Annotated in this window: 13 protein-coding genes; 1 reads left to right on the top strand and 12 read right to left on the bottom strand. The window is 72.4% G+C overall.

Annotation, left to right across the window (positions count from 1 at the left end; all coding sequences use genetic code 11):
• Window positions 1-42: 42 nt before the first annotated feature.
• The 10 genes from H295_RS0126080 to H295_RS0126035 all read right to left on the bottom strand — a co-directional run bounded on the left by H295_RS0126080 (window position 43) and on the right by H295_RS0126035 (window position 10,006).
• A complete protein-coding gene (locus H295_RS0126080; protein WP_020138297.1) occupies window positions 43-906 on the bottom strand; it encodes an oxygenase MpaB family protein in 864 nt (287 codons plus the stop codon).
• A gap of 17 nt (window positions 907-923) precedes the next feature.
• A complete protein-coding gene (locus H295_RS0126075) occupies window positions 924-1,412 on the bottom strand; it encodes an MSMEG_6728 family protein (RefSeq protein ID WP_020138296.1) in 489 nt (162 codons plus the stop codon).
• A gap of 10 nt (window positions 1,413-1,422) precedes the next feature.
• Complete coding sequence (locus H295_RS0126070; RefSeq protein WP_020138295.1) at window positions 1,423-1,662, bottom strand: DUF2945 domain-containing protein; 240 nt, start codon at window positions 1,660-1,662, stop codon at window positions 1,423-1,425.
• Between the two features lie 115 nt (window positions 1,663-1,777).
• Window positions 1,778-2,368 carry a phosphatase PAP2 family protein gene (locus H295_RS0126065; RefSeq protein WP_020138294.1) on the bottom strand — a complete coding sequence of 197 codons (591 nt, stop codon included), beginning with the start codon at window positions 2,366-2,368 and terminating at the stop codon, window positions 1,778-1,780.
• Entirely contained in the window at window positions 2,361-3,725 is a 1,365-nt protein-coding gene (locus H295_RS0126060; protein WP_020138293.1) for a diacylglycerol/lipid kinase family protein, read from the bottom strand. Before H295_RS0126060 ends, H295_RS0126065 begins: the two co-directional genes overlap by 8 nt.
• 179 nt (window positions 3,726-3,904) lie before the next feature.
• Window positions 3,905-5,563, bottom strand: a complete 1,659-nt coding sequence (locus H295_RS0126055) for a catalase (protein WP_020138292.1) — start codon at window positions 5,561-5,563, stop codon at window positions 3,905-3,907.
• A 171-nt stretch (window positions 5,564-5,734) separates the two neighbouring features.
• Window positions 5,735-6,001, bottom strand: a complete 267-nt coding sequence (locus H295_RS0126050) for a DUF5133 domain-containing protein (RefSeq protein ID WP_028809760.1) — start codon at window positions 5,999-6,001, stop codon at window positions 5,735-5,737.
• Between the two features lie 230 nt (window positions 6,002-6,231).
• On the bottom strand, window positions 6,232-7,005 hold the full coding sequence (locus tag H295_RS0126045; RefSeq protein WP_020138290.1) for a DUF4097 family beta strand repeat-containing protein: 774 nt from the start codon (window positions 7,003-7,005) through the stop codon (window positions 6,232-6,234).
• 48 nt (window positions 7,006-7,053) lie between these two features.
• Window positions 7,054-8,175: a DUF475 domain-containing protein gene (locus H295_RS0126040; RefSeq protein ID WP_020138289.1), complete on the bottom strand. Its 1,122-nt coding sequence runs from the start codon at window positions 8,173-8,175 to the stop codon at window positions 7,054-7,056.
• A gap of 112 nt (window positions 8,176-8,287) precedes the next feature.
• On the bottom strand, window positions 8,288-10,006 hold the full coding sequence (locus H295_RS0126035; RefSeq protein ID WP_020138288.1) for a SpoIIE family protein phosphatase: 1,719 nt from the start codon (window positions 10,004-10,006) through the stop codon (window positions 8,288-8,290).
• A 393-nt stretch (window positions 10,007-10,399) separates the two neighbouring features.
• On the opposite strand from H295_RS0126035, the gene H295_RS0126030 reads away from it, so the two are divergent.
• The gene (locus H295_RS0126030; protein ID WP_020138287.1) at window positions 10,400-11,074 is read left to right on the top strand and encodes a hypothetical protein; all 675 of its coding nucleotides are present in this window, start codon (window positions 10,400-10,402) and stop codon (window positions 11,072-11,074) included.
• A gap of 30 nt (window positions 11,075-11,104) precedes the next feature.
• Here the strand turns inward: H295_RS0126030 and H295_RS0126025 are convergent, their stop codons facing one another.
• A complete protein-coding gene (locus H295_RS0126025; protein ID WP_020138286.1) occupies window positions 11,105-11,551 on the bottom strand; it encodes a hypothetical protein in 447 nt (148 codons plus the stop codon).
• A gap of 112 nt (window positions 11,552-11,663) precedes the next feature.
• A complete protein-coding gene (locus H295_RS0126020) occupies window positions 11,664-12,437 on the bottom strand; it encodes a chitosanase (protein ID WP_234021686.1) in 774 nt (257 codons plus the stop codon).
• Window positions 12,438-12,632: the final 195 nt, after the last annotated feature.

Below are 12,632 nucleotides of genomic sequence, written 5' to 3'. Positions count from 1 at the left end.
GTCGCAGGGCCCGACAACGGGGACAGCGCCCCTCACCCGGTTCTAGGAGCCGGGTGAGGGGCGCTCCGGCCGTGTCATGGCCCAGCGGATGGTGCGGGTCAGTGCCTGCCCTGTGGGGTGCACCGCCATGGTCTCGACGAGGGGCAGGCGGGGCAGCCACAGCAGGGGGCGGGCCCACACGGGGAGCAGGGTCACGGCGTTGGCGGCGAGGCCGCCGTAGAACGGGCGGACCGCGAGCGGCAGCGGGGGCCGCAGCAGCAGGTACCGGGCGGCGGAGCGGGCCTCGGGCGTGGCCCGCAGTTCGGGGAGGTAGGCGGTGAGCCGTGCGGACAGTTCACGGCGGTCGCGAGGCGGGTCCACGACGCCCAGCGCGTCGGCGACGCGCGCGGTGTCGGCGACGTAGGCGTCGTAGCCGGCGGTGTCGAGCGGGTGGGCTCCGTAGCGTTCGTGGGCGCGCAGGAAGCTGTCCGTCTCGGCGGCGTGCACCCAGCCGAGCAGGTGCGGGTCGGCCGCGTGGTACGGCACTCCCCCGGCCGTCGTCCCGCGGATCCGCTCGTGGATGGCGCGCACCTGGTCGACGGCCCGCTGCGCGTCCTCCGCGGTGCCGTAGGTCGTCACCGCCAGGAAGGTGCTGGTGCGCTGGAGGCGGCCCCACGGATCACCCCGGAAGCCGGAGTGACCGGCCACCGCGGCCATGGCGAGCGGGTGCAGGGACTGGAGGAGAAGCGCCCCGAGCCCGCCGATGAACATCGAGGCGTCGCCGTGGACCGTGCGGATGGGGCGGTCCGGTGCGAACCAGCGCGGCCCGGGGGTGTCGTGGATGCGGGCGCGGTTCGCCGGTCCTTCGGGGCCCGCGACACGGCTGAACAGGGCGTGTCCCAGCTGTTCCCGCACTGCGGTCAGCATGCTCGGCCTCCCCCGCCCTACCGCTCGACGGGCGCGCGCCGGGGGTCCCGGTCCGAGGCGGGCCACACATAGGGCAGGTCGTCGGGTGTTCCGGGGAACAGTTCGGCGTACGTCTCCGGGTCCTTGCGGACGAGGGCCGAGCGGTGGCTCTCGTGGAAGGCCCGGTCGCCGAGCCAGGGCGGCAGTTCGCCGTCGGCGGCCAGTTGCATCCGGTCGCGCACCTCGGTGCCGGGCCGGAGCCCGGGCAGTCCGGCGAGCAGCGAGACGGCGCAGCTGTCCGGGTGTCCCTGTTCGCGCCAGACCCGGCAGACCTCCAGGCCGTAGCGCACGAGGGCCTCCTCGTACCCCGTCCACATCCGGACGGCCGGGTGGTTGCGCCAGCCGTATCCGGGGACGGTCAGTCCGCGCAGGACCTGGAGGGCCTCGACCCGCTGCTTGCCCAGTCGGCGCGGGTCCAGCAGCAGGGCCGACTGCCGGAAGTCCGGGTCGGGCAGGAACGTCTGCATCCGGCCCGGCTCACTTCCTGCGCAGCGAGGACGGCTTGTGGACCGCCGTCCTGCCGGACTTGGCGCTGCGCACCTCGTACTGCGGGTCGTCGGGCGAGGCGTCGACGGTGCGGCCGGCGGCTTCGGTGCGTCGGGTGATCTTCCGTTCGACCTTGCCCTCGGCGGTGCCGCCGTGACTGCTCCAGGTGACCTCGTCGCCCCGGGTGAGCTTCTTGCCCTGTCCCCTGTCGTCGGTCTTCTTCTTCGTCATCGTGTTCCCCTCCGTCCCGGTCCGTGCGGGTCGGGGTCGCGTCGCTTCGGTCTGCTCTCCCACTCCTTCTTCCCGAGGGCGGTGTTCGGATGCGGCCCGGTTCGCCGTGCGGCGGTCAGCCGCGTCGCCCCAGCCCCTGTCGGCCCACCGTGGCGAGGACCACCGCGGCCGCGCCGGTGCCCAGGACGGCGCCGGCGACCACATCGCCCGGATAGTGCACTCCGGTGTGGATCCGCGAGTACCCCACCGCGCAGGCCAGCAGCCCGAGCGGCACCGTGACGACCGGCAGGGCGGGGCCCACGGCCGCGGCGAACGCGACCGCGGACGCGGTGTGCCCCGACGGGAAGGACGCGGACTCCGGCATCGGCACGTGCCGCCCGGGGAACGGCGAGTCCACGGCGCGGTGCGGACGCGGCCGTCGCACCAGGCGCTTGCCGAGCAGGTTCGCGCTCGCGGAGGCGACCCCGATGGCCGCTACCCCGAGCCCGGCGGCGCGCCGGGGCCGGCCGGGGAACAGCGCGAGCAGCCCGGCGATCGTGAACGAGATCTTGGAGTGGTCCGCCGCAGCGGACAGCCGGCGCAGGGCGTGGTCGAGGGCCGGTGTCTGCGTGACGGTCACCGCCTCGTACAGCGCCCGGTCGAGCGCGGCCAGATCGCGCAACAGGTCCCGGGCGACTCGCTGGTCCCACTGGGGTCGGTCAGGCATGGCTCTGCTCCTGGTTCTGGTTCTCGTCGGTCGGCAGTGCGGTCCGGCCGAAGGCCAGCCGGACGACGCGGCGCCAGTCCACCGAGGGGGCGGTGTACGGCGCTCCGGGGCGGTGCCGGGGCACCCGCATCCGCAGGACTCCCGGCCGTACGGTGCACACGACGGGCGGGGGCAGCATCAGCGCCTCCCCGTCCACGGCCACCGGGATCGACTCGGCGTCGGCCTCCACGGTCACGCGCCGGGAGGTCAGGGTGGTGATGCCGCTGGCCTTCTCACCCCGCAGCGCGAGTTCGGCGGCCTGTGCGGCGCTCGCTATCCGGATCGCGACCACACCGAGTTCGCCGCCGTCAAGGCGTGGTCTGCGCCCGGCGCCCAGCGGGTCGGCCAGGGCGTAGGGGTTGTTGCTGACCAGCAGGGCCTGCGGCTCCTCCAGCTGCTGGTCCTCCACCCGGACCGTCAGCCGCGCCCCTGCCTCGCCGCCCAGCAGGTCGGGGAGGCGTTCCAGGGCGGTGGCCGCTTTGGCGTCCCGGTACTCGGGGCTCTGCACGATCTCCGCGTACGTCCCGAAGGAGACCGTGTTGACGAACGGCCGCCCGGCCACGTCGCCCAGGTCGACCCGGATCTCCACGCCGTGCGTGAGGGCGTCCAGGCCTGCGGCCGGGTCCTCGCGGTCCAGGCCCAGGTCCATCGCGAAGTGGTTGCGGGTACCGGCGGACAGCACCATGAACGGCAGTCCGTGCTCGACGGCCACCGCCGCCACCAGGGCCTGGGTGCCGTCGCCGCCCGCCACACCGAGCAGGTCGGCGCCCTCCGCGACGGCCCGGCGGGCCAGTGCCGCCGGATCGGGGTCGCTGTCGAGGTCGAGCAGGATCACCCTGGCGCCCAGCGCCTCGGCGCGCTCCACCAGCCCGTGCTCGCCGACCTTCCCTCCGCCCGACCGGGGATTCATGATCAGTACGGGTCGGCGCGGTGGCCGGACCGACCGGGACCGCCTGCCTCTCGGGGCGCGGAGCCGGCGCAGCGCGCTCCGGGCACTGGCCAGCGCCGCCGCCCACAGTCCGAGCGCCACCGCGGCGTACGGCCACAGGCCGGAGACCGCGTACAGCACCAGGACGGCGATCGGCGCGGCCAGTGCCAGCAGGGCGCCGCACACCCGCGCGATGCCCCGGTGCGCCACCGCCCACCACAGACCCGCGCCGGCCACGGCGATACCGACGAGGCCGAGCAGCAGCAGGAGCCAGTGGCCCGCCGCCACCACCGCCGCGACCACTCCCGCCAGACAGAGCAGCGCGAGCCGTGCGAGGTTCTGCGCCTCGAAGCGGGAGCCGTCGGGCACGGCCTCGTCATTCGCTCTCATCGCGTTCATGATCCCTCGGGCGGTCCGGTGCGGGGTGTGTCCCGCGCGCGGGACTCTCTCGTCCGCACGCTCCGGAACCTGCCCCGGCTCTTCCCTTCATGATCCGTGCGGCACGGTGGCCCCACGATCTCATGGTCGGGCGGCAGCGGGGCGCTCCCGCCACAGGACCCCGGATGCCCTCAGCGGGTCACGACATGCCGCTCGTCCGGAACGCAGTGGGTCATGGTCAGGCCCTCGACGTCGCGCGGCGGGTTCTTGCCGAGGTTCACCAGCCGCTTGCGGTCCTCGTCGGTGAGGTCCTGGCTCGCGAGCGGCTCCAGGCCGGCGACGTCCTCCGGGCCGATGCCGAGACCCTCGCCCACCCTGAGGCCCAGGTCGTTCTCGACCAGCAGGAAGTGCCACACCATGCGCTCCTGCACGGGCCGGTCGCACTGGGCGAGCAGGTCGGTGAAGTTCTTCACCAGGTCGTCGCGCTCCCAGTCCTCCAGCAGCAGGTAGCGCTGCCCGGCCTGGAGGTAGTCGTTGGTGCGGGGGATGCGCCTGCGGGTGAGCCGCCCGTGGATCTCGGGTCCCTGCTCGTCTTGCGTCGGGTACTGCGCCTCACGCAGGCCGCCGGTGACGGACGGCTCGTAGTTGACGATCGGGTTCTCTCCCCCGCCGTCCACGTGGTACGTCATCTGGCCGTCGCGCTGGTTGGTGCGCACCTCGGCGTTCTTCGCCTGGTTGACGGGGAGCTGGAGGTAGTTCGGGCCGACCCGGTAGCGCTGGGTGTCGCTGTAGGAGAAGGTCCGGCCGACGAGCATCTTGTCGTCGGAGAAGTCCAGGCCGTCGACGAGGACCCCGGTGCCGAAGGAGATCTGCTCGTTCTCCGCGAAGAAGTTCTCCGGCATCCGGTCGAGCACCATCCGGCCGACCGGCTTGGGCGGGAAGTCCTGCTCGGGCCAGGTCTTGGTGTCGTCGAGAGGGTCGAAGTCCAGCTCGGGGTGGTCGTGGTCGTCCATCATCTGGACCAGGAGCTCCCACTCCGGGTGGTCACCGCGGGCGACGGCCTCGTACAGGTCCTTGGTGGCGTGGCCCAGGGAGTCGGCCTGCACGTTGGCGGCGTCCTCCTCGGTCATGGAGCGGACGCCCTGCTTGGGCATCCAGTGGTACTTGACCAGTTTGGTCTCGCCGTCGGCGTTGACCCACTTGTAGGTGTTGACGCCGAAGCCCTGCATGTGGCGGTAGTCCGCGGGGATGCCGCGCGGGCTGAACAGGTTGACCAGCATGTGCATCGACTCGGGTGTCTGGGACATGAAGTCGAAGATGCGGCGCGGCTGCTGCTCGAAGGTGACCGGGTCGGGCTTGAGGGCGTGGATCACGTCCGGGAACTTGATCGCGTCCCGGATGAAGAAGACCCCCAGGTTGTTGCCGACCAGGTCCCAGTTGCCGTCCTCGGTGTAGAACTTCACGGCGAAGCCGCGGGGGTCTCGGGCGGCCTCGGAGGAGTCCCGGCCGCCGATGACGGTGGAGAAGCGGACGGCCAGGTCGGTGCGCTTGCCGCGCTCCTGGAACAGCTTGGCGCGGGTGTACCGGCCGATCGGCTCGTCGCCCCAGCTGCCGTAGGCCTCGAAGAAGCCGTACGCGGTGACGCCGCGGGCGTGCACGACGCGCTCGGGGATGCGCTCCCGGTCGAAGTGGCTGATCTTCTCCAGGAACTGGTAGTTCTCCAGCGTGGCGGGCCCCCGGGCGCCGACGGTGCGCTGGTTCTGGTTGTCGTGGACCGGGTGGCCCTGGCGGTTGGTGAGTACCTCGCGGTCGTCGCCGGGAGCGGGACCGGTACCGGACACATCCGTCATGAGCGAGGGCTCCTTCGGTTCGTGGCCGGCGGCGGGCCCTGCACGTCGGGCGGCCCCCGGCCGGGGGTGGCGGAGCACCCGGGTACCCGGTCCGCGCACCCCACTCACGCGCGGGGCGTCGGCGTCACGACGGGGTGGGCCCGCACGCCGGGAGGGTGCGGGCCCTCCGGGTCACGCGCCCGCCATCAGCGCGTCGTCGTCGGGGCGGGCGCCGGACACACCGGACGCCGGTCGGGCACCGGACGCGCCGGCCAGCTGACGGCGGGCCGCGGTCAGCGCCGAGTCGATGTCGCGGGTGCCCGTGGCGATGCACAGGGTGTAGGACACGTCCTCGAGGCGCTGACGTGCCTCGACGCTGCCGTCCTCCGCGTGGAGCACCCGCAACGCCTCGTAGCGCTCGAGGAGATCGGTGAGAAGGACGGGGTGGGCCATGAGCATGGTGTGCTCCTCCAGCTGCGAAGTGAGGGCGGCGGGAGGGTCGGAGACCCACTCCTCCCGCATCGTCGTTCGGTCAGCCACGGAAGAGCCTTGGGGGGCCGTACCAAGAAGGAGCCGCTTACGGCCGCTTCCGCGGTGGGCCTGTTGTCCCAAGCACCTGACCGCCGTCTGCCCCCGGTTCGCAGGACCAAACCACGCGGGGCGGCAGCCCGTGTGCGGCCGTCTCCAGGTCAGTCGCGGTGGGCGGTGACGTCGCCGTTGACGGTGGTCAGGGTCATGGCGTGGTTCCGGTCGGGGTGCCGGACCGGGACGGCCACCGTGGCACGGCCGTTGTCGGTGGTGGCGGCGACCCGGTAGGCGGGGCTGTCGTGCGGGACGGTGAGGTCGACCGAGCCGTTGACGGTCGTGGCGGTGACGCCCGTGGGTACCGCGGCGCAGCCGAGCACCACGTCCCCGTTGGTGGTCGCAGCGTACAGCCGGTGTGCGGTCACTCCCGTGGCGCGCACCGAGCCGTTGCGGGTGGACAGCCGCACGTCGGCGCCCTCGCGGCCCGAACGGGTCAGCGTCACATCGCCGTTGACGGTGGTGATGTCCAGGGCCGCGGTGACGCCCGCCACGTCGACGCCGGCGTTGCGGGCGGTGGCCGTGACCCGCACGCCGTCGGGGATCTCCACGGAGGGCATCCGGGGGCAGTCCCCGTCGCCCGAGGCCCTGTCGTCGGTGGCCCTGTCGTCGCAGGTCAGGTCGAGCGTCCAGACGTCCTCGTGGTGGGACCAGTGCTCGTCGACACGGTCGTCCACGGTGACCTGGTCGCCGTCGGCCGGGCGCAGTCGCAGGCCGTTGTCGGTGGCGATCACCACCTGGTGGCCGGCCGCCGGCCCGCGGAGGATCCGCGGGGCGTGTGCTCCCCCGCCGCCGTCGTGGCCGCCGCAGGCCCCGGCCATGGGGAGCAGCGCGAGCAGGGCGACGAGGGATGGCGAACGCCGTACGGGCAATTCCTTCATGCCTCGTCGGGTGCCCCGCTCCCGCGCGGCCATGACGGCGGGAACGGGCTACGGCACCGGAACCGAGTCCGTCTCCTGCCGGTCCTCGGCGGCCGCCAGCGCCTTGTTGCGGCGCACGGAGGACCAGAAGGACCAGCCGATCAGGACCACGCCGACCAGGCCGGTGATGATCTCGTTGATCTGGTACTGGATGGTGACCATGAGGATGACCGCGAGGGCGCCGATCGCGTAGTGGGCGCCGTGCTCCAGGTAGACGTAGTCGTCCAGGGTGCCCTGGCGCACCAGGTACACGGTGAGCGAGCGGACGTACATCGCGCCGATGCCGAGACCGAGCGCCATCAGGACGATGTCGTTGGTGATGGCGAACGCGCCGATCACGCCGTCGAAGGAGAAGGAGGCGTCCAGGACCTCCAGGTAGAGGAACATGAAGAACGCGGCCTGGCCCACGAGTTGGACCGCCGAGCCCTGACCGCCGGAGCGTTCGGCCGCTTCCTCGCGCTCCTCCTCCTCTTCCAGCCGGTTCTCGAAGTAGCCGGAGAGACCGCCCACGACCAGGTAGGTGATCAGGCCCGCGATGCCGGAGATCAGGACCGTCTGCGCCTTGTCGACGTGCGCGCCGCCGTGCTGGTGGGCGTGGGTGGCGAAGGTGAAGGCGGTGACCAGCAGGACGATCAGGGCGATGCAGACCGACAGCATGTCGACCTTGCCGAGCCTGGCGAGCGGGCGCTCGATCCAGGCCAGCCATTTGATGTCCCGGTCCTCGAAGATGAAGTCCAGGAAGATCATCAGCAGGAACATGCCACCGAACGCGGCGATCGCCGGGTGCGCGTCGGTGACCAACTGCTGATAACGGTCCTTGTCGGTCAGGGCCAGCTGGACCGCGTCGTACGGGTTGAGTTTCGCGGTGATCGCGACGATGACGACCGGGAAAACCAGCCGCATGCCGAAAACGGCGATCAGGACGCCGACCGTGAGGAAGATCTTCTGCCAGAAGGCGTTCATCTTCTTCAGGATCCCGGCGTTGACCACGGCGTTGTCGAAAGACAGCGAGATCTCCAGTACGGCGAGGATGGCCACGATGCCGAACGCGGCCCATCCGTCGTACAGCACTCCCACGGCCAGGCCGAGCGCGGTCACCGCGAACGCCCAGCGGAAGGTCTTCAGAATCACTGGCACCAAGTCCTGTTGTCGGGCGGTCGCCGGAGACGGGCGCGGGGGCCCGTGACGTCACGGGCGTTGTCTATCACGGTGGTGCGTCGCCGCGGGGTCGTGGGGGTCGGGTTCACGTGCCGGTGGGCACCCTCACCGCGAGAAGGGCGACGTCGTCGTCGTTGCGGTCGTGCCGGACGCGGCGCAGCACCTGGTCGGTGAGGGGGGCCAGGGGGCGGTGGGCGAGGGAGGCCGCGTGTCTGCTCAGGCGGTCCAGACCCTCGTCCAGGGTGTGGCCGGGTGCCTCGATCAGTCCGTCGGTGTAGAGCAGCAGGGTGGATCCGGGCGGCAGTACGGCGCTCGCGTCGGTGCGGGCGGTGCGGACCCCGGTGCCCAGGAGGATGCCGTGGCCGTCGGTGAGGAAGCGGGCCAGGCCGTCGTGGCTGATCAGCAGCGGCGGGGGGTGACCGGCGTTGGTCCAGCTCAGCTCCCAGTGGCCGTCGTCCCGCTCCTCGATCCGGGCGAGGATCAGGGTGGCCATGCTGACGTCGGTGATGTGCATGATCGCCTCGTCGAGCCGGTCGACGATACGGCTGGGCGGTTCCTTGTGGGCCCAGGCGTAGGCACGGAGCATGTTGCGCAGCTGGGCCATGCCGGCCGCCGCCTCCAGGTCGTGTCCGACGACGTCCCCGACCGCGAGCGCGGTGGCCCCGTCGGACAGGGAGAACGCGTCGTACCAGTCGCCGCCGACCTGGGAGGCGTCGGGGGCGGGCAGATAGCGGGCGGTCATCTCGAGGCCGGGCACCCCCGGCATCTGGGGCAGCAGATGGTTCTGCATGGTCTCGGCGACCTTGCGCTGGCGCTGGTAGAGGCGCGCGTTGTCCAGGGCCAGTCCGGCCCGGCGGGCGATGTCCTCGACCAGGGGCAGATCGGCGGTGGTGAAGTCGACCGGGTCCTTGGCGCGGCCCAGGGTCAGCGCTCCCAGGACCGCGCGGGTGCTGCGGATGGGGGCGATGACGGCTGAGCGGATACCGGTCGCGTCGAACAGACGGCGCTGCTCGACGGCGATGCCGGAGTCCGGTGCCCGCTGGTAGGTGCGCGGTCCGGCGAGTGCGGAGGCCACCCCGCGCAGCGCCCTGGACAGGGGCATCGGGGACTCCGCGGGAACGGGCGGCATCGGCCCCTGGAGGTCTTCGTGGCGCACCAGGCCCTCGCCCTCCGTGTGGACGACGGCGGTACGCCACACCTCGTCCCGCTCGGTGATGAGGTCGACGACGGCCCAGTCCGCGAGCCGGGGCACCACCAGCTCCGTGAGCCGGCGCAACGTCTCCTCGACGTCGAGCGTGGAGGTCAGCCGGGCGGTGGTCTCGGCCAGCAGCGCGAGCCTTTGCAGCTCCGGCATCGGTCCGGCCGCCGTGCCCGCGTCCGGGCGCCGGGCGGTCTCCGTGGCTGATCGGGCGTGCAGGAGCACCAGCGTTCCGGCTTCCCCGTCGCCGGCCTCGTACGGTGTGATCACCCAGGAGACCGGCAGCAGTGTGCCGTCGCCGCACTCGAACCAGTCCTCGTCGGCCTGTGCGGTGCGCCGGTCGTGGAAGGCCTGGCGCATACGGCACTGGCTCCTCGGCAGGGGGTGGCCGTGGGCGTCCCGGTGCAGCAGGTCGTGCGCGTCACGGCCGAGGAGGCGCTCGGCGGGGCGGACCAGCAGCCGTTCGGCGCGGGCGTTCACGGCGATCACGCGGCCCTCCTCGTCCACCACGTACGCCGCGGTCCCGATGGCTTCCAGCGCACCGGTCAGCGCGGCGGCGGGGGCCGCCGGATCCCCGCTGGGCTCGGTGTCCTCCTGCCCTGCCATGTCGTCCTCTCCTCGCTGGTCGGCCCCGCACGTCGGCGTACGGCACCCGACGGTTCCGTCCCTCCCGGGTCCCCCGCCTCGGTGAATCCAGCCTCACCCCGTGCGGACCGCGTGAAACCGGGTTCCCCCGGGTGGCCCGGCGAAAGCCGGCCCGCGCACGCCGCGAGCTGGTGCGCATCGCCGGGGTGCCGGGAGGGCGGCGCTGCGAACCCGGCGCTCCGCGTGGTGGCGGTGGTACGCGGAGCGAAGCGGGCGCCTCCCGACGCGCCCCCTGGTGCTTCGGTGCGCTGGGGATGGATGGCCGAATTCCCTCTGCGCGCAGGGGACTTGGCCGTGCGCTGGGTATCGGTGGAGAGAGGGGCGCGAGCGGACACCAGAGGGAGGGCCGGGACCGTGGCACGTCTGGCGTGGACGTCCGGCCCGGTCCCGTCCCGTCGGCTGCGGAAGCGGCATCTGGTGCACCGGCTGCGGTCCGAGGGCCGCTACGGGCCCAGGTTCCGCGATGTGCTGCCCGCCTTCGCCGGTGTGGTGGCGGTCGTGTGCGCGGTGGTCGCCGCGCTCACCGTCGGTTATCACGCCGTCGGGCCCGTGGTGCCCGTCGCGGGCGTGGCGTTCCTGGCCCTGGTCGTCGTCGCCGGGATCCGGCGCGGGCGACCCGGTGCCCGCCGTCGCCTCGGCTACTACACCGCGGACGAGCTGTTCGACCTCGACACCGAGGGGCTCGCGCTGGCGGTGGCGCGGATGCTGCGCCGGGACGGGTGGCGGGTGCGGCTGCTTCCCGCGCCGGACCGGCCGCGCCTGTGTGCCAGGGACACGGCCGGCCGGCGGATCGACGTGGCCTTCCGGCCGGTGGCCGAACCGCTCCCCGACGAGGACCTGCCGCATCCCCACCCCCACCGCGCGGGACAGGAACCGGCGCTGCGCCTGGTCGTGCATCGCGGTGTCTTCAGCCCCCGCGACGTCCGGTGGGCCCGGCGGGAGGAGACGATCCGGCTCCTCGACGGGCCCGCTCTCCGGCGCTGGGCGGCGGGCACCCGCCTCAACGACCTGCTGTCACAGGAGAACTGACGGAGCAGCAGGACCGTCCGGAGGACTCGCTCAGATCCGTCCGCCGGTCATCCGGGTGATCGGCCCGAGGGTGTGACGCCCGGCGCGGCGGCCCGCCGCGTACGACGTCGCGCTGAGCACCGTGAGGCCCGCGCCGACGCCCGCGGCGATGAGCTTGCGCTGGGCGACCACCGTCCAGGCCGTCTTGGCGACGGCGGCGGCCTGCCCCGAGGCGGCGACGACGGTCTGCCGGCCGGCCTCGACGCCCTTGGCCGCGGTGTGCGCGGCCCCACTGACCGCCTTGGCCGAACGCTCGGTCACGTCCTTGGTCGCGGTCTTGGCCGCTGACGCGGCGTCATCCGTCTTGGCGGCGGCCTTGCCCGCGGCCTTGGACGCGGGAGCCGTCGCCTTCGCCGTGGTGCGCCGGGCCTTGGCAGCGGCCGTCCGAGCCGGCGCGGAATCTTGGTTCGTCTGCTCGTTCGATTCACTCATGGACATCGCGTTACCGCTCGCTCCGACGCCAAACACACTCTGCGCGGAGCGTTTTCACGACACCCCCTCACGCGTACGGCCCGACGCGGGGCGATCCCCCCGCCGGGCCGCTCTCACGTCAGCCGATGTGGTAGCTGTCGCCGTAGACCTTCCAGTCCAGCGGCGGGTTCAGGTCGAGGTTGCCCTGGCGCAGGAAGACGCGTTGCGCGGTGTCCACCCGGCTGGTGTCGCTGTGGGCCTCCTCCTGCTTCATCGCCCACACGCGCGCGTCGAGGAAGGCGTTGAGGTACGTCGTCTCGTTGCCGCCCTGCGCCGGCGGCTTGGCCGTGCGCAGGGCGCGTCGGCGGATGCTGCTGAAGCTGGTCGCGTCGCCGCCGTCGCCGTGCATGACGATGGCGTCGTAGTAGGCGAACTGGCCGAGCGCGCGCAGTCCGTCCGTCTTGCCCTGGCGGACGGCGGGGTTGAAGTAGACGCGGTCGCGTTCGTCGTTCTGGGCCTGTTGGAACGCCGTGTCCTGGGCGGCCTTGCGCCAGTCGGCGGGGAAGTTCGGGTCCAGGCCGGAGTGGGAGTCGGTGCCGTCGACGCGGCGCAGGGCCGGCAGGTACTTGGCGAGGACGTTGCCGGGCTTGCGGTCGGTGTAGAGCTGGACGAGGTCGAGCATGTCCCCGGTGCCGGAGCAGAAGCCGATGATGCCGGCGGTGTAGCCGCGGCCGTCGCCTATGTCCTCGATGTACTTGTACTGGGCCTTCCAGTCGAGCGAGGAGTTCTCCGCGCTCGACACCAGCTTCATGGCGATCTCCTTCTTCGCGGGGTCGTCGAGACCGGGCGCGGCCGCGGGGGCCGCGGTGGCGCGCGCGGGGCTGAGGATTCCGGCGCAGGTCACCGCGCCCATGAGGGCGAGGACGGTACGGCGGGAGGTGTGGGCGGCCGGCTGCACTGTGTCAGGTTCCACGGGGGCTCCAAGTGGAGGTGGGGGGTGGGGAGTTGACCCGGACTTGGTCCGGACCTGATTGTTAGGAATGTTTCCTACCAGTGCGCGCGGAGACTGGTAACCCACTGCATCAAAAGTTTGGAGAATCGAACGAAC

Source organism: Streptomyces sp. 351MFTsu5.1 (genome assembly GCF_000383655.1).
Classification (GTDB): domain Bacteria; phylum Actinomycetota; class Actinomycetes; order Streptomycetales; family Streptomycetaceae; genus Streptomyces; species Streptomyces griseorubiginosus.
Note: the sequence above shows the minus strand (reverse complement) of the source record. Positions and strands in the feature narration are given on the sequence as shown.